General features: G+C 61.7%; 20 protein-coding genes. 11 read left to right on the forward strand and 9 right to left on the reverse strand.

The window, feature by feature from the left end; translation table 11 throughout:
- Nucleotides 1-18: 18 nt before the first annotated feature.
- From flhA to flgA, 9 genes are all read right to left on the reverse strand, one after another.
- Nucleotides 19-2,091, reverse strand: a complete 2,073-nt coding sequence (flhA, locus tag CKO40_RS01785) for a flagellar biosynthesis protein FlhA (protein WP_200344359.1) — start codon at nucleotides 2,089-2,091, stop codon at nucleotides 19-21.
- A 5-nt stretch (nucleotides 2,092-2,096) separates the two neighbouring features.
- Nucleotides 2,097-3,263, reverse strand: a complete 1,167-nt coding sequence (flhB, locus tag CKO40_RS01790; RefSeq protein WP_200344167.1) for a flagellar biosynthesis protein FlhB — start codon at nucleotides 3,261-3,263, stop codon at nucleotides 2,097-2,099.
- A 154-nt stretch (nucleotides 3,264-3,417) separates the two neighbouring features.
- Complete coding sequence (cheZ, locus tag CKO40_RS01795) at nucleotides 3,418-4,104, reverse strand: protein phosphatase CheZ (protein WP_200344169.1); 687 nt, start codon at nucleotides 4,102-4,104, stop codon at nucleotides 3,418-3,420.
- A 43-nt stretch (nucleotides 4,105-4,147) separates the two neighbouring features.
- Nucleotides 4,148-4,537: a chemotaxis response regulator CheY gene (cheY, locus tag CKO40_RS01800; protein WP_200344171.1), complete on the reverse strand. Its 390-nt coding sequence runs from the start codon at nucleotides 4,535-4,537 to the stop codon at nucleotides 4,148-4,150.
- A gap of 281 nt (nucleotides 4,538-4,818) precedes the next feature.
- Nucleotides 4,819-5,880, reverse strand: coding sequence for a protein-glutamate methylesterase/protein-glutamine glutaminase (locus tag CKO40_RS01805; RefSeq protein ID WP_200344173.1), 1,062 nt, complete (start codon nucleotides 5,878-5,880; stop codon nucleotides 4,819-4,821).
- A 131-nt stretch (nucleotides 5,881-6,011) separates the two neighbouring features.
- Nucleotides 6,012-6,881 (reverse strand): CheR family methyltransferase, encoded by an 870-nt coding sequence (locus CKO40_RS01810; protein ID WP_476702795.1) that lies wholly within the window; start codon nucleotides 6,879-6,881, stop codon nucleotides 6,012-6,014.
- Nucleotides 6,882-7,085: 204 nt separating this feature from the next.
- Entirely contained in the window at nucleotides 7,086-7,535 is a 450-nt protein-coding gene (locus CKO40_RS01815; RefSeq protein ID WP_200344177.1) for a flagella synthesis protein FlgN, read from the reverse strand.
- Nucleotides 7,536-7,540: 5 nt separating this feature from the next.
- Entirely contained in the window at nucleotides 7,541-7,816 is a 276-nt protein-coding gene (locus tag CKO40_RS01820) for a flagellar biosynthesis anti-sigma factor FlgM (protein ID WP_200344179.1), read from the reverse strand.
- A gap of 57 nt (nucleotides 7,817-7,873) precedes the next feature.
- Nucleotides 7,874-8,605, reverse strand: coding sequence for a flagellar basal body P-ring formation chaperone FlgA (flgA, locus tag CKO40_RS01825; protein WP_200344181.1), 732 nt, complete (start codon nucleotides 8,603-8,605; stop codon nucleotides 7,874-7,876).
- A 202-nt stretch (nucleotides 8,606-8,807) separates the two neighbouring features.
- Here flgA and flgB point away from each other — a divergent pair, with 202 nt between their 5' ends.
- The 11 genes from flgB (at nucleotide 8,808) to flgL (ending at nucleotide 20,513) form a co-directional block, all read left to right on the forward strand.
- On the forward strand, nucleotides 8,808-9,230 hold the full coding sequence (flgB, locus tag CKO40_RS01830) for a flagellar basal body rod protein FlgB (RefSeq protein ID WP_200344183.1): 423 nt from the start codon (nucleotides 8,808-8,810) through the stop codon (nucleotides 9,228-9,230).
- Nucleotides 9,231-9,287: 57 nt separating this feature from the next.
- On the forward strand, nucleotides 9,288-9,689 hold the full coding sequence (gene flgC, locus CKO40_RS01835) for a flagellar basal body rod protein FlgC (RefSeq protein WP_200344185.1): 402 nt from the start codon (nucleotides 9,288-9,290) through the stop codon (nucleotides 9,687-9,689).
- A gap of 4 nt (nucleotides 9,690-9,693) precedes the next feature.
- Nucleotides 9,694-10,389, forward strand: coding sequence for a flagellar hook assembly protein FlgD (locus tag CKO40_RS01840; RefSeq protein ID WP_200344187.1), 696 nt, complete (start codon nucleotides 9,694-9,696; stop codon nucleotides 10,387-10,389).
- A 34-nt stretch (nucleotides 10,390-10,423) separates the two neighbouring features.
- Nucleotides 10,424-11,704, forward strand: a complete 1,281-nt coding sequence (gene flgE, locus CKO40_RS01845) for a flagellar hook protein FlgE (RefSeq protein WP_200344189.1) — start codon at nucleotides 10,424-10,426, stop codon at nucleotides 11,702-11,704.
- Nucleotides 11,705-11,793: 89 nt separating this feature from the next.
- Nucleotides 11,794-12,552 carry a flagellar basal body rod protein FlgF gene (locus CKO40_RS01850; RefSeq protein ID WP_200344191.1) on the forward strand — a complete coding sequence of 253 codons (759 nt, stop codon included), beginning with the start codon at nucleotides 11,794-11,796 and terminating at the stop codon, nucleotides 12,550-12,552.
- Nucleotides 12,553-12,587: 35 nt separating this feature from the next.
- Nucleotides 12,588-13,370, forward strand: coding sequence for a flagellar basal-body rod protein FlgG (gene flgG / locus CKO40_RS01855; RefSeq protein WP_200344193.1), 783 nt, complete (start codon nucleotides 12,588-12,590; stop codon nucleotides 13,368-13,370).
- Between the two features lie 158 nt (nucleotides 13,371-13,528).
- The gene (locus CKO40_RS01860; RefSeq protein WP_338074097.1) at nucleotides 13,529-14,083 is read left to right on the forward strand and encodes a flagellar basal body L-ring protein FlgH; all 555 of its coding nucleotides are present in this window, start codon (nucleotides 13,529-13,531) and stop codon (nucleotides 14,081-14,083) included.
- A gap of 68 nt (nucleotides 14,084-14,151) precedes the next feature.
- Nucleotides 14,152-15,282 (forward strand): flagellar basal body P-ring protein FlgI, encoded by a 1,131-nt coding sequence (locus tag CKO40_RS01865; RefSeq protein WP_200344197.1) that lies wholly within the window; start codon nucleotides 14,152-14,154, stop codon nucleotides 15,280-15,282.
- Between the two features lie 38 nt (nucleotides 15,283-15,320).
- The gene (gene flgJ, locus CKO40_RS01870) at nucleotides 15,321-16,547 is read left to right on the forward strand and encodes a flagellar assembly peptidoglycan hydrolase FlgJ (protein WP_207173320.1); all 1,227 of its coding nucleotides are present in this window, start codon (nucleotides 15,321-15,323) and stop codon (nucleotides 16,545-16,547) included.
- A gap of 95 nt (nucleotides 16,548-16,642) precedes the next feature.
- Entirely contained in the window at nucleotides 16,643-18,673 is a 2,031-nt protein-coding gene (flgK, locus tag CKO40_RS01875) for a flagellar hook-associated protein FlgK (protein WP_200344202.1), read from the forward strand.
- Between the two features lie 22 nt (nucleotides 18,674-18,695).
- A complete protein-coding gene (flgL, locus tag CKO40_RS01880) occupies nucleotides 18,696-20,513 on the forward strand; it encodes a flagellar hook-associated protein FlgL (protein ID WP_200344203.1) in 1,818 nt (605 codons plus the stop codon).
- Nucleotides 20,514-20,615 lie beyond the last annotated feature (102 nt).

Below are 20,615 nucleotides of genomic sequence, written 5' to 3' on the forward strand. Positions count from 1 at the left end.
GACCTCGAGCGCATGCTGCTACTTGCCCCCGATCAGCTGGGTCACACGCAGGGTTCGATCATCCGGGATCTCGGCCTGCGACATCACCACCAAATGCCGGAGGCGCCGGCGCAGGAACCTGGCCAGCACCGCGCGGAGACTGTGCTGCACCACGAGCACCGGCGGATCGCCAGCGGCCTCTTGGCGGGCGAGGGCCTTCTCGGCCTGTTGCATCAGGGTTTCGGCGAGCCCTGGCTCGAGCGCGCCATTGCCGCTCATCGCCTGCAGCAGCACCTGCTCGAGCTGCGTATCGAGCCCGAGCACCCGCAGCTCGCGCTCACCGGGGAACCATTGCTGAACGATTGCGCGCCCAAGGGCGATGCGGACCACGCCGGTCAGCTCCCCGAGGTCCTGGGTTCGGGGCGCATGTTCGGCGAGCGTATCCAGGATGCTGCGAAGATCGCGGATCGGGACCTCCTCGAGCAGCAGGTTCTGTAGCAGGCGTTGGAGCTGCGTCAGTGAGATCAGTTTCGGCACCACCTCTTCGACCAAGCTCTTCTGGTCTTCGCCGAGCTTGTCGAGCAGGTTCTGGACCTCCGCGCGCCCGAGCATCTCGGCGGCATGCTGATGCATCAGGTGATTGAGATGGGTCGCGACCACGGTGCTGGCATCGACCACCGTGTATCCGAACACCTGGGCGTGCTCGCGCTGGTTGCTGTCGATCCAGACCGCCGGCAGTCCGAAGGCCGGGTCTTGGGTCGGGGTGCCCTCGAGCTTGCCGGTGACCTGGCCGGGATCGATCGCCAGCCACTTGCCGGGGAAGACCTCGGAGCGGCCGATCTCGGCGTCCTTCAGCGATACCAGATAGGCGTTGGGCTTGAGCTCGAGGTTGTCGCGGATATGCACGACCGGCGGCAAGAAGCCGACATCCTGTGCGAACTTCTTGCGCACGCTCTTAATGCGGCCGAGCAGCTCGCCTTGCTGGCGCTGATCCACTAGCGGGATCAATCGGTGGCCGACCTCGAGCCCGAGGGTATCGACGAGCTGCACGTCGTCCCAGCTCGCCTCCGGCGCCTCCTGCGGCGCAGGCGGGGGCTGTTCGAGCCCTTGCTCGACCAAGACCTGCTCGCGGTGGCGCAACAGATACCAGGCCAGACCGCCGAGCAGGGCGGTGAAGATCAGGAACACCAGGTTCGGCATGCCGGGGATCAGGCCGAGCATCCCCATGATCGCGGCCGCCAGGATCATCACCTGCGGATTGACGAACAGCTGGCTGATCATCTGCTGGCCGACGTCCTGCTCGGTGTTCACCCGCGAGACGGTGACGCCGGCGGCCGTTGAGATGACCAGCGCCGGGATCTGCGCAACGAGCCCGTCGCCGATGGTCATCAGCGTATAGGTCCGCGCTGCGTCATTGAAGCTCATATCGTGCTGCATCATGCCGATCAGCAGCCCGCCGATGATGTTGACGACCATGATCACCAGGCCGGCGATCGCGTCACCGCGAACGAACTTGCTCGCGCCGTCCATCGAGCCGTAGAAATCGGCCTCCTGGGCCACGTCTGAGCGGCGTTTGCGCGCCTCGTCCTCGCCGATCAGGCCGGCATTGAGGTCGGCGTCGATGGCCATCTGCTTGCCCGGCATCGCGTCGAGCATGAAGCGCGCGCCGACCTCGGCGATGCGTCCCGCACCCTTGGTGATCACCATGAAATTGATGATGACCAGGATCAGGAAGACCACCAACCCGACGGCAAAGTTGCCGCCGACGAGGAACTCACCGAATGCCTCGATGACCTTGCCGGCGCTGGCGCCGCCTTGATGCCCCTCCATCAGGATCACTCGGGTGGAGGCGACGTTGAGCGAGAGCCGCAGCAGCGTCGTGAACAGCAGGATGGCCGGAAAGGCGGCAAAATCCAGCGGCTTCTGGGTGAACATGCTCACCAGCAGCACCATCACGGCGAGCGTGATGTTGAAGGTGAACAACAGGTCGAGCAGGAATGGCGGCAGCGGCAGGATCATCATGCTGAGGATCAGCATGATCAGCAGCGGTCCGGCCAAGACCTTCATCGGGGCATTGGTCAGCCACCACTGTTTGTCGAGCAGGGCCGCCATTGCGGTCATGACCGCACCTCCTCGCTGGTGCCGCGCTGCGGTGTCTGCATCGTCTCGGGCACCGGCAGGTCCGCCGGCGTTGGGGGCGACTCAGCCCCTTGGTGGTCGCTGTGGCGCAGCCGGAAGGCCCAGGCCATCACCTCGGCGACAGCGGTATAGAGAGACATCGGGATCTCGTCGTCGAGATCGACATAGAAGTACAGGGCGCGTGCGAGCGGCGGTGACGTCAGCCGAGGCACGGCATGCTCGTCGCCAAGCTCGCAAAGGCGCGCGGCAAGGTGCCCGGTGCCCTTGGCGACCACGCGCGGCGCGCTCATGCTCTGCTCCTCGTACTGGAGTGCGACCGCATAGTCTGTCGGGTTCGTGATGATCACGTCGGCTTCGGGCACCTTGCTCATCATCCGGCCTCTTGCGATGGCCTGCTGCTGTTGACGAATGCGCGCCTTGATCTGCGGGTCGCCCTCGGATTCCTTGTGCTCGCGTTTGACCTCTTCCTTGGTCATGCGCAGCTTCTTATTGTGGCTGATCAACTGGTACGGGATGTCGATCAGGATCACGATGACGAGTGTTAGCACCATCAGCGCACTCGCCGCGAGGGAGAGGAGCAGGGCGTTGGCCACGGCCTGTTGGGTCGTCTGGTCCATCAGGTCCATGTAGTGACCGCGCGTGGCGAGCAGGAACGTGACCGCGACACTGCCGACCAGGCCCGCCTTGGCGATGGCCTTGGCGAGCTCCACCAACGCCTGCACGCCCAGCATCCGCTTGAGCCCTTTGAACGGATTCAGCTTCGAGAGCTGCGGCTGCAACGCCTTGGCCGAGATCAGCCAGCCGCCGAGCAAGGCCGGCGAGACCAGCGCGACGACGGTCAACAGCAGAAACAGCGGTAGCATCGCGATCAAGGTGCGCTCGATGAGGTCGGTGGCCTTGGCCAGCATCGGCAAGACCTCGAACGCCTCCCGCCGCTCGAACAGGAAGGCCTGTTCCATGATCAGGCCAAGCTGATCGTAGAGCATCGCGCCCATCAGCCAAAGTGACCCGACACCCACCAGCAGCATCATGAAGGTGGTCAGCTCCCGGGAGCGGGCGACCTGCCCCTCCTCGCGGGCCTTCTCCAGACGGCGCTGGGTCGGTTCTTCGGTTTTTTCTTCGTCGTTGCCTTGTTCTTCGGCCATGGCCGATCACCGAAGACCTGAAACAGGTCTCGCCACTGTGCGCGGTGAACGGGACGTACGAGGCATCAAGGGGCAAGAACGGGCTGGTCGGAATCGATCGCGGAATCTCTTGAGGTGAAGAAGGGGCGCAGCCGGTGACCGCTGCTGGGGCCGGTCAAAACCCGAGCTCGTCGAGCAGTGCGTCGACCTGATCCTGACTTCCGACGACGTCTCCGGCCTCGGGATTGATCTGCGGACCATTGAGCAGGCTTTCATCGCGCTGCCGGTTCTCCGCCTCTCGCTTCTCATCGGCGCGGCGCTGCATCTGGTCCCGGGCCTGACCTTCGGGGACGTTGTCGATCAGCACCTGCACGAGCTGATTCTCGATCTCGCGGATGACCTCCATCATCTTCTTGATCACCTGGCCCGTCAGGTCCTGAAAATCCTGGGCCATCATGATCTCGAGCAGCTCTTTGTTCGTCTCTCCGGTCTTGTCCGGTACCTCGCCGAGATAAGCGCGCGTGTCCCGCACCAGCTGACGGGCCTCGTCGAGCTCGCGCGGCTCGGCAAACCACTCCGCCCAACGCTTATCCAGGGCCTCGGCGCGCTCCCCGAGCTCATCCTGGATCGGCCGGGCGCGATCGATCGCATTCAAGGCGCGGTCGGCCGCTTGCTCGGTCATATTGGCGACATAGCTGAGCCGGTCCCGGGCGTCCGGAATCGCCTCAGCGGCACGCTCGATCTCCTTATCCAGTCCGAGCTCGCGCATGCTGTCGCGTAGCATCCGGGTCAGATGACCGATGCGTGCGATGACACTCTCGATGTTCTGCTGATCTTCAGCGGGCTGTTGTTCAGTGGTCATCGTGTGTCTCCTGCGAGCCCGATTGCTTCTTGCTCAGCACTGTTCACCAGCCAAGCTTCTCGAAGATCTTGTTGAGTTTTTCGTCCAAGGTAGCGGCAGTGAAGGGCTTGACCACATAGCCACTCGCGCCGGCCTGTGCGGCGGCGATGATGTTCTCCTTCTTCGCCTCAGCGGTGACCATCAGCACCGGCATGTTCGCAAGGTCTGGGTCGGCACGGATCTGCTTGAGCATCTCCATCCCATCGAGGTTGGGCATGTTCCAGTCCGCGACAACAAAGTCAAACCCGCCTGCCTTGAGCTTGTTGAGCGCCTCTTGACCATCTTCGGCCTCATCCACGTTGGTAAAGCCAAGCTCTTTCAGCAGGCTCCGCACGATTCGACGCATCGTCGGGAAGTCATCCACCACCAGGAAGCCTATGTTCTTGTCGACCATCGAGGACCCTCTATTCGAATTCACCGGAACCACTAAACGAGCAGCTGGCGACGCCGTGCAGCTGGCTCGACCTCATCCTGTTTTCAACCGCAGCTTGCCGCCTAGCCTGAGTCTATGCATCGGCGCTGGTCAAGTCGACCGCGGGCGCCTCATGATACCAGCGATGCCAAGCACTACCCCGATCTCCGCCGTCGGAATGGCGGGTCCGTTAGCGCCCTATCCTGTCCTGTCTCGTCCGATAAGGTTGAGACGCAGGCGGCATCTTTGACAAGCCGTGTTGACTAGACCCGTTGGGCGCGCCCGGAAGCAGCCGCCAGCGCGATCAACCGCTGCGCGATCTCGTCGAGTGCGACGATCTCGTTCGCGGCCCCCATTGCGATTGCTTCCCGCGGCATCCCGAAGACCACGCAGCTCGCCTCGTCCTGGGCGATGGTGGGGGCCCCGGCCTGGCGCATCTTGAGCAGGCCGGCGGCGCCGTCCTTACCCATTCCGGTCAGGATCGCGCCAATCGCGTTGCGCCCGACGTGCTGCGCGGCGGAGAGGAACAGGACATCGACCGACGGCCGATGCCGGTTGACGGGCGGGCCGTCGTCGAGTCTCGCGACATAATTGGCCCCGTTGCGGTCGACCTTCAGGTGTCTGTCGCCGGGCGCGATATAGGCGTGCCCAGGGATGATCCGCTCGCCGTCCTCTGCCTCCTTGACCGATATCTGACTGAGCCGGTCGAGCCGCTCAGCGAAGGAGCGGGTGAAGCCCCCCGGCATGTGCTGTGTGATCAGGATGCCGGGGCTGCTGGCGGGCAGAGGCTCGAGCACGCGCCGAATGGCCTCGGTCCCACCAGTGGAGGCGCCGATGATCAGCAGCTTTTCACTGGTGATGATCGGCGCCTTCAGGCGCTCCGGCGGTGCCTGTTTGGGCTGCAGCGCCTGGCGCGGCCGCGAGTGGGCCGCAGCGCGGATCTTATCGGCGATCTCCTCGCTGTATTCCTGCATACCGCGACGGATGCCGATCGACGGCTTGGCGACGAAATCGAGCGCACCGAGCTCGAGCGCGCGCAGGGTGACCTCGGACCCGGCCTGGGTCAAAGAGGAGACCATCAGCACCGGCATCGGGCGCAGCCGCATCAGACGTTCCAGAAAATCCAGACCGTCCATGCGCGGCATCTCGACATCCAGCGTCAGGACATCGGGGTTGTGGCGCTTGATCAGATCGCGCGCGATGATCGGGTCCGATGCGACCGCGACGACCTCCATATCCGGTTGGCTCCCGATGATCTCGCTCAACAGGTCGCGTATGAGTGCTGAGTCGTCGACACAGAGCACCTTAATCTTGGCTGAACTCAAGGCCCTGGGCCTCCTCTACCACAAAGTCGGGCGATGCGGGGGGCGTCGCCACGAGCTCGGCACACTGTCGATGCCAGCATGGCGGAAGCTGGCCGAACGTTAAGCCCCCGCGCTGGCTGAGACCAAACAGTTCAAGCAAGGGTATAGATGGTTTGGCCTCGAAGTCGGAAGGCGTCGCTGATATGCGAGAAGTTTTCGGAATGGCCCGCGAACAGCAGCCCGTCTGGTTTCAACAGGGGGGCAAAACGGCCAAGGATGCGTGCTTGGGTTGGCTTGTCGAAATAGATCATCGTATTGCGACAGAATATTGCATCAAAGGGTCCTCTGACCGGCCATTGTGACCCCATCAGGTTTATCGTCTGAAACTCGACCATCGCCCGGATCTCGGGCCGCACTCGGGCCAATCCAGCTTGGCCGCCTGTGCCGCGCTGGAAGAAGCGCTTGATTCGGGCCTCTTCGAGCTTGTGTACCTGCTCGAGCGGATAGATACCGGCCCGGGCCTTCGCCAGCGCCTCGGTATCGATATCGGTAGCGACTACCTTTGCGTCGACCGTCCGGTTGCTGAAGGTCTCGGCCAGCGTGATGGCGATCGAATAGGGCTCTTCGCCGGTGGAGGCTGCCGCACACCAGATGCGCACACTGCCGGTGCGGTCGCGGACATGCGCGACGAGCTGCGGAAAATGATGGGCTTCGCGGAAGAAGGCGGTCAGATTGGTCGTGAGCGCATTCGTGAAGGCCTCCCATTCTTGAGAATCGGGCCGGCGCTCGAGACGCGCGAGGTAGTCGCTGAATCGCGTCAGACCATAGTGTCGGAGCCGCTTCGCGAGTCGGCTGTAGACCATCTCCCGCTTGTGCTCGGCGAGGACGATCCCGGCCCGCTTATGGATCAGCTCCCGAACCCGCGCAAAATCGGCCTCAGTCAGCTCGAGATCTTTTTCGACCGAGCCGTAGGACGACCAGCCGGTGTTGCCGACACCCGGTTGTTGCGCAAGTTCGTTCAAGCTGCCTCCCGTGCCTTCAAGCGTTCCGGCGTTACCTTCCGTCTCCAAGCAAACCAGTTTTTTCGCCGGGCCACCATGATACTGCGCACACGTCATTGACTCGAGCGTAGTGCTGCAGCTCTATTCTGGCTAGGGAGGTGCGTCGATGAGCTGTTTGATGTATCGGCTATTCTGTCGCTGTTCTCGATCCGCTGAAGAGTCGGTTCAAGCCGAGGTCCTGATCTGACTGGGCTGGACCCCGCTGCGGCCGCGCGTATCGTAGAGCGTCTTCTCTGAGATCGCGTGGATCAGGTCGAGTATCTGCCGGTTGCGCTCGAGGCGCATGGTCACCATCGCCCCGACGAGCTGATTGAGATGGGCGGCGCGCTCGCTTGATGCGCGCACTGCGTTCCATGCGCCCAGGCAGCCCGCGTCCGCGGCGGCTCGGCGTGCGCCGGCATCACCTTCGGGATAGCCCTGGGCCGCCTGCTCGGCGCGGCGTTCCTGTTCCGACTGCTCCAGATCGACGAGGAGCGTTTGCTTGTCCGCGGCAAGGCGCTGAAGCAGCTCACCGTCGATGCTGCCATTCGCCAGCGCCTCGCGCTCCTGCTCCAGCAGTGAAATCAAGGCGCCAAGATGATCGTACTGGGTGCGCAGCAGCCTGATCAGACTCATCGGTGTCACCTCCCGAGCAGGCCCTGTACGCTTGCAATGAGGCTGTCGGCAATGCGGTCGGTCCGGATATCGAGCCTGCCGTCACGGATTGCCTCGCGAATGGCCTCGACCTGCGCGACATTGATATCTTGATCCGTTCCGCCCGTCTCGCGATGGAGGTGGGTCAGCACGGCTGGGTCGGGCTTGGCAGAATCTCCACGCATCGGCCCCTGGACCTTGCCGGGCGACTCCTGAGCAGGCTGTTTGACGGGGAGCAGAGGATGGTTGGTATTGATTTTCAAGTCGGTCGCCTCTTGCGCGGTGCTTATTAGGAACTATCGGCCTGAGGGGCCTTGACTTTAATATTCGATCACGAGTCGCGCCTTGTCGACGACGCGCGCCCGCACCAGCTCCCGATCGGGGAACCGGACCCGGACCAGATCGCCTGCGCCGCCCGGGTCCAGTGCCGTCCCTTCCCGGGTGACGCGGAAGTTGGACCCGCGCGCCTCGACCACGACCTGGTCACCACGCTCGACCAGCGGCTTGATCTCGAACTGGCGGTGTTGAAGCGGGACACCGGCGGCCAGGTTGCGGCGCGCGACCTGGCCGATCACGGATTCGGGCTCGCGCACCGCATCGCGCGGCAACCGGCTCAGGTTACCGTGCTCCGATCTCAGCATCGCTGGCATGACCTGGGACCCCGCCGAGAGCGGCTGCTTGAGCACCGGGTAGCGCCCATAGACGTCGATCTCGGCCTGCAGGTATCGAACCTGGCGACCGTCGTCGCCGCAGCGCACACCGACCGAGACCCGCCCGCCGAGCGAATCCGACGGCCGGGGCAGGAACGGCTCCGGTGACGGACAGGGTGGCAGCTCGGCGGAGGGCGGGTGGACCTCAATGACCACCTCCGCGCCCTGATCTCGCGTCTGCTCGTACAAGAAGCGCTCAACGGCCTCCAGTGCCGGCTCATCCGCTCGCTCGTCTGCTTGCGCAGGCGTGTTGCCCACGAGCCCGAGTGCGAGCGGGGCCGCGAACGCAGTGGTGCCGAGGATCAGGCCAAGATCGCGGCAGAAGGCGGGTAGATCGCGCAAAGGCATGATAATAGCTGGCTGGCGAGAGGGACTGGCGCCGTCGCCCTCGCGACGTCAGCAAGGCGGCATGTCTTATCAGCGACTTGTCGCGGGCGAAGTGTCGAAATGATCACAAAAGCCGAGACTATTCGAGGCTTCGACCTGGAAAGCTGCCGACTATGCTTTACACTCCGTTAGACAACCATAGCCCCCGGGAGCGCGGATGATCGATCAGCTCGCAGCGGCTTTCGACTATCAGCAGAAGGTGGTGGCGCTGCACCAGGAGCGCCACGAGATCCTGGCCAGCAACATCGCCAACGCCGACACACCGAACTATAAAGCGCGCGACATCGATTTTGCCAGTGAGCTCAAGAAGGCCGTCGAAGGCGAGCGGCGCACCTCGACCGAGGGATTGGCGCTGGAGCGGACCTCGGTCCGGCATATCGCGGGGCAGGCCGAGTCGCTCTCGAGCCTTGACGATAACCTGATGTACCGCATCCCCGCGCAGCCGAGCCTGGACGCCAACACGGTCGAGATGGATCAGGAGCGCACGCAGTTTCTAGACAACGCGATGCGGTACCGGATCGGCCTGACCTTGGTCAACCGGCGGATCCAAGGCCTCAAGGAGGCCATGCAGCCCGAGTAAGGGCGCCGCCATCTCCATAAAGCGTTTCTCCTCCGCAACAAGGCCCGCTTATATCCGATGTTTTCTGTCTTCGAGATCTCCGGCTCAGCCTTGCAGGCGCAGTCACAGCGCATGAACGTCACCGCGAGTAATCTCGCGAATGCCAATAGCGTCACCGGCCCCGAGGGCGAGCCCTACCGGGCCAAGCAGGTCTTCTTCGAGAGTCTGGCGACCAATCCGAAGGGGATCGGTGGGGTGCGCGTCCGAGAGGTGCAGGAGGACCCAGCGCCGATGCGCCTGGAGTATCGTCCGGATAGTCCGCTGGCCGATGAAAACGGCTATGTGCAGATGCCGAATGTCGAGCCGGTGCATGAGATGGTCAACATGATCTCCGCCTCGCGCTCCTATCAGGCCAATGTCGAGGTCATGAACACCAGCAAGCAGATGATTTCACAAACACTGAGCATTGGAGAGGGCTAGGTAGATGATCAACGGAATCGAAAGCCAATCGGCGGCCAGTCGGGCCAGTAATGGCGGCACCAGCCTGCCACTGACCCAGTCTCAGGAACTGCGCGAGAGCTTCTTGGAGCTGCTCACCACGCAGCTCCAGAACCAGGACCCGCTGAATCCGCTCGAGAATGCCGAGATGACCTCGCAGATCGCGCAGATCAACACAGTCAGCGGCATCGAGCAGCTCAACCAGACACTGAAGATCATCACCGGGCAGATCGACGCCGGTCAGGCACTGCAGGCGGCCGAGCTGGTCGGCCAAGGCGTGTTGATGCCGGGTAATCGGGTGCTGTTGCAGCAGGATGAAGAAGGCGATGCGGTGACCACGCCGTTCGGCATCGAGATGGAGCAGCCCGCTGAGAACGTCCGCGTGACGATCACCGGCCCTAGCGGTGAGGTGGTCAATCGTTACGACATCGGCTCGGTTGCGGCCGGCGTTCAATCCTTCACCTGGGACGGGCTGACCAGCGAAGGGGCGGTGGCCGCTTCCGGAGCCTACACCGTCTCGCTGGAGGCAACCGATGCCGATGGTGAGGCCGTCGATGCCGAGGCGCTGAACTATGCCCAGGTGCAGGGCGTGACGCCACAGGATCAAAACGGGCAGGTGCGCCTGGATCTCGGCGGCGTCTATGGCCAGATCGCCCTCGATGACATCCGCATGATCCTTTGATTTCCGTCTAGCCAGTGGAGCGGAGTAATAACCAATGAGCTTTTCCCAAGCACTTAGCGGCCTGCGGGCACAGTCCGAAAGTATCAAGGTCATCAGCAATAACATTGCCAACTCGCAGACCGTCGGTTTCAAGGGTGCCGATGTACTCTTCTCCGATGTCTTTGCAGGCGCTGCTAGTAAGGTTGGTCTCGGAGTGGCGGTGGCCGGCGTCGTGCAAGACTTCCGCTCGGGTGATCTGGAGAACACCGGCCGCGAGCTGGATTTAGCGATCGCCGGCCAGGGCTTCTACCGGCTGGAGAAGCCTGGTGGCGAGGTCGTCTATTCGCGCAATGGCCAGTTTAATCAAGATGAGAATGGCTTTCTGGTCAATGGCACTGGCCAGTTCCTGACCGGTTATGGGCTCTCTGACGCGAATGATCCTTTCTCGGAAGTAATCCCCGGCGGCGCCCCTCAGCGGCTGCAGATAACCTCCGACGACATCCCGGCCAATGAAACAGCTGAGGTAAGCGCGATCTACAATCTCGATGCCTCTACGGAAACGGGCGTTAACCTTCAGACCGCAACGGTCGATGACGGCGCGGGTAACCAGGAAGACGTTGACTTTGACTTCTCCTCGAGCTTTACGGCCTTTGATTCGCTTGGTAACGAGCGAACTATTACGACCTATTTTCAGAAAACAGGTGATAATCAGTGGGCTGCATGGGTTGCGCTTGACGGTGTAATAAATGGGTACACCGCAGCCGGGGCGCCGGGCAACAGTACGTTCGATTTAACGTTTGACTCAAGCGGGATTTTGACTGATACCGGCGCTGGGAATACGGACCCAATACCGCTTACATTTCAAGCCGCTAACTATGCGCTCGACGGTGCGGAAGACCTAGATTTTGAGCTCGACCTTGTCGGTACTACTCAGTTCAGTAATGATTCTGTTCAGAATAGCCTAACGCAAGACGGCTATAGTTCAGGATCTCTCGTCGGGATAGAAATACAAGAGGACGGTACTGTTACACGTATTTTCAGCAACGAGGAGCGTCGAGATGCTGGTCAGATCGTGCTAACCAACTTCATCAACCCTGAGGGGCTGCAGCCCGATGGCGACAACGCGTGGCGCCAAACCAGTACGTCTGGCGAGCCAGTCCTTGGCGCGGCCGGCACCGGGGTCTTCGGTACGATCGCGTCTGGGGTTTTAGAGAACTCGAATGTCGAGCTCGCTCAGCAGCTTGTCGATCTCATCGTCTCGCAGCGCTCGTACCAGGCCAACTCCTCCTCGATAAGCACTCAGGACGAGCTGCTGCAGACCGTCATTAATCTGTGACGCCTTTGATCTGCGCGAGATCGTCTTTCGGCTTTTCAGTTCATCATCTGGGCCCGGTCACCGCGGCCCAGTCGACTCCTCGAGGCTAAATGGACCGCATCCTCTACACCGCAATGAGCGGCGCCAAACAAGGCGTGGATCGTCAGGCGGTTATCAGCAACAACCTGTCGAACGTCAGTACGACTGGCTTTAGGGCGGAGCTGTTCGCCGCGCGCGCGGTCCCCGTTCAGGGAGAGGCTGCAACACACACGCGGGTCTCGGCAGTCGCGTCGACCCCGGGCAGTGATTTCAGCCACGGTCCGTTGACGACGACCGGACGTCCGCTTGACGTCGCGCTCGATTCGCGCGGCTGGATCGCCGTTCAGGCCCAGGACGGGTCTGAGGCCTATACCCGGCGTGGTGAGCTGCAAATCGATAACAACGGTGTGGTCAATATCGTCGGTCGGCCGGTGATCGGTGAGGGCGGGCCGGTCATTGTGCCGCTCGATTCGCAGGTCTCGATCGGCGCGGACGGCACGCTCGGCGCGATTGGGCCGGGACAGGGGCCGGATGCGCTCGTCGATGTCGGGCGGATCAAATTGGTTGACCCGGGCGAGCAGCGGCTGATTCGCGGTGATGACGGCCTGTTTCGCCCGCCCGAGAACCAGGACGGCGAGATCCTTCCATTACCGCGTAACGAAGAGGTTCGTCTCGTCAGTGGCACCCTGGAGGGGAGCAATGTGAGCGCGGTCGAGGCCATGGTCGCGATGCTCGATGCATCTCGGCACTACGAGATGCAGATGTCCGCGATCAGTAAGGTCGACGAGAACGCCCAGCGTGCAAATAGTCTCTTGTCAATACAGGGCTGAGTTTCAGCCTGAAAAACGTTAAAGGAATTCGCAGCATGATCCGTTCCCTGTGGACCGCGAAGACCGGCCTCGAGGGCCAGCAGACCAAGCTAGACGTCATCGCGAACAACCTCGCGAACGTCAGCACGAATGGTTTCAAGCGCTCGCGTGCGGTCTTCGAGGACCTGCTCTATCAGAACCTCCGCCAGCCCGGTGCGCCGAATAATGTTCAGGATCGCCTGCCGTCAGGACTGCAGGTTGGAAGCGGTGTGCGACCAGTCGCGACCGAGCGGCTTCATACGCCAGGCAGCCTCGAGAACACGGGTAACTCGCGGGATTTGGCGATCGACGGAAGAGGGTTCTTCCAGATCCTGATGCCGGATGGAACCATTTCCTACACGCGGGACGGTAGCTTTCAGTTGGACGAAAATGGCCAAATGGTAACGGCCAATGGGCTTCCGCTGGAGCCAGCGATTTTCATCCCCGAGAATGCGCTCTCCTTATCCATCGGTGAGGACGGCATCGTCTCGGTTACCCAGCCCGGTATTCCGCAGGATCAGGAGATTGGCCAAATTACATTGGCTACCTTCATCAACCCGACGGGCCTGCAGAGCATGGGGCGCAACCTGTACCAGGAGACCTCGTCCTCAGGACCTCCAAACGAGAACATTCCGGGGTTCAATGGTGCTGGATCGTTGCTGCAAAACTATGTTGAGACCTCGAACGTGAACGTGGTCGAGGAAATGGTCAGCATGATCCAGTCCCAGCGCGCCTACGAGATCAATAGCAAGGCTGTCCAGACCAGTGATGAGATGCTCGCGCGGTTGGCGCAGCTCTAACCGCAGGGGCGAATCCCTCGAGGACAATGAGACATCCTATCGTTGGACTGGCCATATTATCGGCGATGCTGCTCGTTTTGAGTGGTTGCGCGCAGCTGCCGCGCCGGTCGGTCGTTAGCCCACCAGAGCCGGTCAGCATACCGGATGCACGGCCTCCAGTGGCCAACGGCTCCATCTTCCAGGCCCAACGGGGCGTTCAGCCGTTGTTCGAGGATCGGCGGCCGCGGATGCCAGGTGACATTCTGACCATTGTGTTGGAGGAGGAGGTCAGCGCGACCAAGAACGCGGAGTCCAACGCCAATCGGCAGGGCTCCACCAGCCTGGATTTCGCTGAGGTTCCGCCCTTCATCACCGAGCGGATCGCGGAACTCGAGGATCTTGGTTTCAATGTTTCTGGCGCGAATGATTTCAGTGGCGGTGGTGATTCGCGGGCAAGCAATACCTTCGATGGAACGATCACCGTCACGGTCGTCGAGGTGATGCCGAACGGCAACCTGCGCGTACGTGGCGAGAAGCACATCGCGATCAATCAGGGGGCGGAGTTTATCCGCTTCTCTGGAGTGGTGAATCCGCGCACGATTACCGGTGAGAACACGGTGGCTTCTACGGCGGTCGCCGATGCACGCATCGAGTACGTTGGTGACGGTTATATCAACGAAGCGCAGCACATGGGGTGGCTGCAACGCTTCTTCTTGAACGTGTCCCCCTTCTGATCGTGGCTGATCGGCGCGAGGGTCTCTGTAAAATGTTACCAAGACCATTCTTGACGCTTAGGCAGCAGATGAACCGAGTAAAGAGAACTTCACTACGTATCCCAGCCGTCCTGCTTAGTAGTCTGGTTTTTAGCTTTATTGTCGCGCTACCGGCATCCGCTGAACGGATCAGTGAGCTAGCCGATTTTGCGGGCGTTCGCGACAACGCGTTGGTCGGCTATGGCCTCGTCGTCGGTCTGGATGGCACCGGCGACCAAACCATGCAAGCACCGTTTACCGGCCAGAGCCTGACCAACATGCTCTCTCAGTTGGGTATCTCGGTCCCTCCAGGCACCAACATGCAACTGCGGAATGTGGCGGCGGTGATGGTCACTGCCGATCTGCCTCCGTTCTCGCGTCAGGGGCAGCGGCTGGATGTCAATGTTTCGTCGGTTGGTAACGCGCGTAGCTTGCGCGGCGGTACCCTTTTGATGACGCCTCTCAAAGGTGCTGATGGCGAGATCTATGCAATCGCCCAGGGCAACCTGCTAGTACCAGGCGCCGGAGCTCAGGCCGGCGGCGCGGCGGTCCAAATCAACCAGCTTGGGGGCGGGCGTATCCCGGGCGGGGCTCTAGTAGAGCGTGAGGTCCCGCTAAACCTGGGCGCGAACAATGGGATACTGGAGCTTGTTCTGAAAGAGGCCGATTTCGGCACCGCGAAGCGCATCGTTGACGCCATCAATGACGAATTTGGCTGTGTGATGGCGAAGGGCGTGAATGGCCGAGTCATTAAACTGAATGGCCCCCCGACCGACAATATGCGTGTCAACTTCATGGCCCGGGTCGAGAGCATTCAGGTGACGCCGACCGAGGCACCTGCAAAGGTGGTGTTCAATTCGCGGACAGGCTCGATCGCGATGAACAGCGCTGTGACACTCCGTCGAGCGGCGGTGGCGCACGGTAACCTCGCTGTCACCATTGATACACAATTCGCCGTGAGTCAGCCGCCACCTTTCAGCGGCGGCGAGACCGTGGTCGTTCCCGACACTGAGATCACGATCGAAGAGCAGGACGCCTATCTACGGATGGTGGGCGGGGCGGATCTGACCGAGGTTGTGAGTGCGTTGAACGCCCTCGGGGCAACCCCGCAGGACCTGATGGCGATCTTGGAGGCGCTGAAGGCGAGCGGCTCGCTTAGGGCAGAGCTCGAGATCATCTGATGCGCGCAGACGGCGCAGCCAGTCAATTCGCTCTTGATATGGCGGGCTTGCAACGCCTGCAGCAGAGTGCTCGGCAGGATCGCCCGGAGGCGATCCGCGAGGCGGCTCAGCAGTTCGAGGCGCTGTTCCTGCACAGGCTGGTCAAGGGTATGCGCGATACCGTGCCGACCAGTGATCTCACGAACAGCAAGCAGACCGAGTTCTATCAATCACTGCTTGATCAGCAATGGTCGCAGACCATGGCCGAGCGCGGTATTGGCTTGGCCGATCAACTGGTTGCGCAGCTCGAAGCAGAAGGGACAGCCCGCTCTGCCCGAAACGATTTTTCACGGCCTTCTCCTGCGGTGTCCGAAGCGAGCGCGAGCGCGGAGGAGCCCGCTTCACTGATCGCCGGTATCCCGCGCGGTACACCCCAACCGCTAACGAATCCGGTGCCGGCGAGCGCCACGCGCAACGAAGGTGCCACGCAGGCGGGTGGTGAATCGTCGTTTGCGGGCTCGGCACAGGCCGGTGCATCGGCTGATCAGCCCCAGCGCTTCCTCGATGCCTTCGGCGGTCGCGCGACAGGTCCGCTAGTCGGGGGGTCACCGGACGATAGTGATCAGGTGACGGCGGGCGGCCTGAAGAATGGGCAAGGTGATGCCTCGGCAAGCCTGCTTCAGGGCTGGCGCCGGCCTACAGGGGAGCGCCCGGCTAGCTCGGGCAGCGTCGGCGTCGGGCTGTTTTCCGGATTGGGGAAGCACTCGGAGCCGGCTACCGATGTGCTTGCGGAACATGTACAGGCCTTCCTCGAGCCTTTGGCTGGGCCGGCTCAGGCCGCGAGCCGTCGCACCGGTGTGCCGGCTGAGCTGATCCTGGCTCAGGCCGCGCTCGAGACGGGCTGGGGCCAGTATCAGATCCTGACGCCGGAGGGGCAGAACAGCCACAATCTGTTCGGAATCAAGGCCGGCAGCCAATGGCAGGGCCCGACGGCCGAGGTCACGACGCACGAGCATATCGAGGGTCAGCGCGTGCGCCTCCGGGATCGGTTCCGTGTCTATGAGTCGTTTGAGGCGGCCTTTACCGACTATGCGAGCCTCATCAGCGAGAGCCCGCGCTACAACGCAGTAACCACGGCCCCCAATGCTGAGCACGCGGCGCGTGAGCTTCAGGCCGGCGGCTATGCGACAGACCCCGCCTATGCCGATAAGCTGATCAGCATCATGGAGAGCCTCGGCCCGGTCGTCTCGCAAGCGTCGCGCTCTCCGATCTTCTTCAGTTATTGACCGGTGGCAGGCACCAGCCGCTCAAGATTGCCTTCGGTTTGCCGATAAACCGGTTAGAACACGGGCTTGAGACATCGCTGCCGGAAACAAACAGCATGAGCATCTACTCCATTGGGCTCAGTGGCCTTAACGCGGCTCAGAATGCCCTAAAGACCACGAGCAACAACATCAGCAACGTCTACACGCCCGGCTACAACCGGGAAGTGACCATCCTCCAGGAGAATGGTGCCTTGCCGACGGGCGTGCGCGTGACTGAGATCCAGCGGCAATTCAATCAGTTCGTCGCCGAGCAGCTCAACGATTCGCTGACAGAGACTCGTAGTCTCGAGGCGTATCAGACTCAGGTAAGCCAGATCAACAACCTGTTGGCTGACCGTGAGGCAGGTCTCTCGCCGCTGATGCAGAACTTCTTCTCGAGCCTGGAGGATCTGGCGTCCGCCCCGTCTGACCCGGCTTCGCGCCAAGGTGTCCTGGGGACCGCGGAGACGATGACCGCGCAGTTCCGGGCCTTCGATGGATACCTTGACGACATGCAGCAAGGTGTCAACGGCCAGATTCGCGATGAGGTCACCCAGATCAACAACCTCACCGAGCAGCTAGCCGGGCTCAACCGTGAGATCGCGCTGGCGCGTGCAAGCCGCGGTCAAGCCCCAAACGGCCTGCTCGATCAGCGCGACCACGTGATCGAGCAGCTCAACGAACGGATGAATGTGCGGCTCAACATTCAGGACGGCACGACCTACAACATCGGGCTGCCGAATGGTCAGCAGCTCGTCACCGGGACCAGCGCCTTCGAGCTGGTCGCCGTGGATTCCCCTAATGATCCGCAGCGCACAATCGTCGCCTATCGAGACGGGTCTGGTAGCAATGCCAGCGTCATTCCGCTCGATGAGGGCCTGATCACGGGGGGAACGCTCGGCGGGCTCATGACCTTCCGCAGTGAAGCACTCGATAAGACCCAGAATCAGATGGGTCAGCTCGCTGCATCCTTGGTGACCGGATTCAACGACCAACACCGCCTCGGGCAGGATTCCAACGGCGATCAGGGGGCCGATTTCTTCGGCATCGGCCAGCCCCAGGCCTTCTCGAATGACCGCAATAACGGCACCGCAGAGGTGACCGAGGTGATCTTCGACGAGCCGAATATCGATCAGTTGCGTGCGACCGACTACGAGGTGCGGGTTATCGATGCGAGCGTCTCGCCACCCGAGTTTTCTGTCGTTCGCAAGGACAACGGCGAGGCACTGGCCGAAGCCCCCGCGGGGCAGGCGCCCGCGGCAGGGGAGTACGCATTCGCTGATCCCAACGGCGACGGCACCGATGCGACGCTGACCTTCGGTGGTGTTGTCCTCACCTTTGACGATTCGGACCTCCTTGCCGACAACGATCGTTTCGAGGTTCAGCCAGTGCGCCGGGCAGCCGGCGACATGGACACACTGATCACCGAGCTGGACGAGATCGCTGCCGGCGCATTGGTCGCGACCGAGGGCGATATGGAGATCAGCGTGCTGACGGCCGCCGAGGGGGCCTTCGCCGGAGCGCCGCCCGAGTATGAATTGGAATTATCCGACGCCGGTGGTCTTCAGTTTGCGAGCACGTCCCTGTCAGTCCCCGCAGACGTATTGGTCAACGGGGAAACGCGGGTTGTCGATGCGGACGGCGTCGTGCGCAATGCCGATGACACCGCCGATGCGGTACTGGCTGCCGGAGATCGGGTGACTGTCGACGGTGTCGGTTTCCGCATCGATGCGCTTCCGGAGGCCGCTGCCTCACCGGCTGAACTGACACTCCAAGAGGCGGCTTCCGGGCCGGGCGACAACCGCAATGCGATCGCGTTACAGGACCTGCAGAGCGAGGATCTGGTTGCCGGCCGGGCGACCTTGACACAGGCCTATGCCAGCATGGTTTCGGACGTCGGCAACCGCGCCAATATCGTTCAGGTCAACCTGGAAGCAAGCCAGGGGATCACCGAGCAGATCGAAGCGCTTCAACAATCGGAGTCTGGGGTCAACCTCGATGAGGAGGCCGCGAACCTGATCCGGTTCCAGCAATACTATGCCGCCAACGCTCGGGTGATCGATACGGCCTCGACCCTGCTCGACACCATCTTGGGCTTGCGCAACTAATCTCATTCTGGGTCTCTCAGCCATGATGCGTATCAGCACCGTCACCATGTTTCAGCAGAGCCTGACCTCGATGAACCGCCAGCAGAGCGAGTTCCTCAAGGTCGGGCAACAGATCGCGAGCGGCCGCCGGGTGGTCACGCCTGCCGACGATCCCCAGGCATCATCCCGTGCCGTGCGCGTCTCGCAGTCGCAAGCCGTGACGCAGCAGAATACCGATTCCCGTGTCAGCGCGCGTAATACCCTCGCGCAAAGCGAAAGCGTGCTCAACAGCGCCACTGATGTCGTCATTCGGGCCAAGACACTCCTCGTGCAAGCGGCGAGTGATACGCTCAGCGATAGTGACCGGAAGGCTGTCGCGTCGGAGCTGCGCGGCCTTCATGAGACACTGCTTGGTCAGGCTAACGCCACCGATGGTAACGGGACCTATCTGTTTGCCGGCTATCAAGACGAAGGGCCCCCCTTCATTCGTGCAAGCTCAGACGCTGGGATGGTGGGAGTCGAATACCGCGGCGATGATCAGGTCCGCGAGCAGCGAGTCGATGCGTCGCGCATCATGCCGGTAACCGATAATGGCAAGATGCTGTTCCAGAGTGTGGCAAGTGGGTCGACCTACGTCGCGCGAGCTGAGAAAACGGCCCCCAATCCCTCTGATATCGATCTCGGAACCCAGGTCGGGTATGTCCGCAACGAAGGCTCGGTCACTTTCTCCGGGCCGACGCGTGTTGATGCAAGCCACGCCAATTTCGGCGATGACTTCAGGGTCGAATTCAATCGCAGTAGGGTCGATGCGAGCGCACTGCTCAATGACGGCGTCGTGGATGTCTCACAGGGTGAATTGACGGGTTTCACGCCAAGCGTTCTTACCGACTCGAGTGACATCGTCAATGCCCTTGAAGCGACGAGTGAGATCGTGAGCGTCGTCGACCAGAGCGCTGCAAATGACGGCTCCGAGCTTGTGGTGACCTTTGCCGAAGGGGTAGCGGACGATTTCGACTTTACACTCGAAAGCGCAACGAATAACCATACCGCAGCCTTTACCAATGCCATCCAGGTTTCCGCTGTAAAGGTTCAAGAGGTCGATGCGAGCAGTTTGCTCAGGGATGGGAACGTGAGCCTGTCTGCAGGCGCGTTGACAGGGTTTACCTCTGCGGCCTTCAATGAGTCGGGGGAACTAATCGAGGCGCTTGAGGCAACCGATGAAATCGTTCGCGTTGTCGATAAGAGCCCTGACAAGGGCGGTTCCGAGCTCGTCGTCACGTTCGCGGAAGGATTGTCGAACGACTTCAGCTTTACGCTGGAAAGCGCGGATAACGGCTATACGGCTTCGTTCAGCAACGATGATACGGAGTTGCTGGGCCCACAAGACTACGAGTCCGGGGAAACACTGACGTTCGGCGGCGTCAGCATCGCGGTGGAAGGCGAACCGGCCGTCGGCGATCAGATCCAGGTCAGACCAGCTGATGACGCCCTTGCGAACCAAGATCTGTTCAAGACCCTCAAGGATGCGATTGATGTCTTAGAGATCGATCAAGCCGGCTTAGAAAGCAACCATGCCCACGTGCACAATACCATCGACACGATGATGCGCGAGCTGGACAACGGGCTGGATAATATACTCACGCGGCGAGCATCAGTTGGCGCGCGACTGAACGAGCTGGACGTGGTCGACACCGCCAGTAGCACGCGCGCGCTCAATTTCGACCGGACGATGTCGGAACTGGTCGATTTGGACTACGGGGAGGCTGTCACAGAGTACAGCCTGCGTCAGGTTGGGCTTCAGGCCGCCCAACGCGCCTTCGTTGACATCCAGGGCATGTCGTTGTTCGACTTCATGCGCTAACGTTCATGGCAAGGTGCCACCGCAGACGATGCATTTCGCGTGATTCACGGTCACGGCTATAGCCATTCCACGTGATCACCGGCCAGAAAGCGCCGGAACAGT

This window comes from Halochromatium glycolicum (assembly GCF_016584085.1).
Lineage (GTDB): Bacteria > Pseudomonadota > Gammaproteobacteria > Chromatiales > Chromatiaceae > Lamprobacter > Lamprobacter glycolicus.

Excerpts from the sequence above, each read along its gene's own strand:
- flhA (WP_200344359.1), bottom strand. The coding sequence starts at position 2,091 with ATGGCGGCCCTGCTCGACAAACAGTGGTGGCTGACCAATGCCCCGATG.
- flhB (WP_200344167.1), bottom strand. The coding sequence starts at position 3,263 with ATGGCCGAAGAACAAGGCAACGACGAAGAAAAAACCGAAGAACCGACC.
- cheZ (WP_200344169.1), bottom strand. The coding sequence starts at position 4,104 with ATGACCACTGAACAACAGCCCGCTGAAGATCAGCAGAACATCGAGAGT.
- cheY (WP_200344171.1), bottom strand. The coding sequence starts at position 4,537 with ATGGTCGACAAGAACATAGGCTTCCTGGTGGTGGATGACTTCCCGACG.
- CKO40_RS01815 (WP_200344177.1), bottom strand. The coding sequence starts at position 7,535 with ATGAGTCTGATCAGGCTGCTGCGCACCCAGTACGATCATCTTGGCGCC.
- flgB (WP_200344183.1), top strand. The coding sequence starts at position 8,808 with ATGATCGATCAGCTCGCAGCGGCTTTCGACTATCAGCAGAAGGTGGTG.
- flgC (WP_200344185.1), top strand. The coding sequence starts at position 9,288 with ATGTTTTCTGTCTTCGAGATCTCCGGCTCAGCCTTGCAGGCGCAGTCA.
- CKO40_RS01840 (WP_200344187.1), top strand. The coding sequence starts at position 9,694 with ATGATCAACGGAATCGAAAGCCAATCGGCGGCCAGTCGGGCCAGTAAT.
- flgE (WP_200344189.1), top strand. The coding sequence starts at position 10,424 with ATGAGCTTTTCCCAAGCACTTAGCGGCCTGCGGGCACAGTCCGAAAGT.
- CKO40_RS01850 (WP_200344191.1), top strand. The coding sequence starts at position 11,794 with ATGGACCGCATCCTCTACACCGCAATGAGCGGCGCCAAACAAGGCGTG.
- flgG (WP_200344193.1), top strand. The coding sequence starts at position 12,588 with ATGATCCGTTCCCTGTGGACCGCGAAGACCGGCCTCGAGGGCCAGCAG.
- CKO40_RS01865 (WP_200344197.1), top strand. The coding sequence starts at position 14,152 with ATGAACCGAGTAAAGAGAACTTCACTACGTATCCCAGCCGTCCTGCTT.
- flgJ (WP_207173320.1), top strand. The coding sequence starts at position 15,321 with ATGGCGGGCTTGCAACGCCTGCAGCAGAGTGCTCGGCAGGATCGCCCG.
- flgK (WP_200344202.1), top strand. The coding sequence starts at position 16,643 with ATGAGCATCTACTCCATTGGGCTCAGTGGCCTTAACGCGGCTCAGAAT.
- flgL (WP_200344203.1), top strand. The coding sequence starts at position 18,696 with ATGATGCGTATCAGCACCGTCACCATGTTTCAGCAGAGCCTGACCTCG.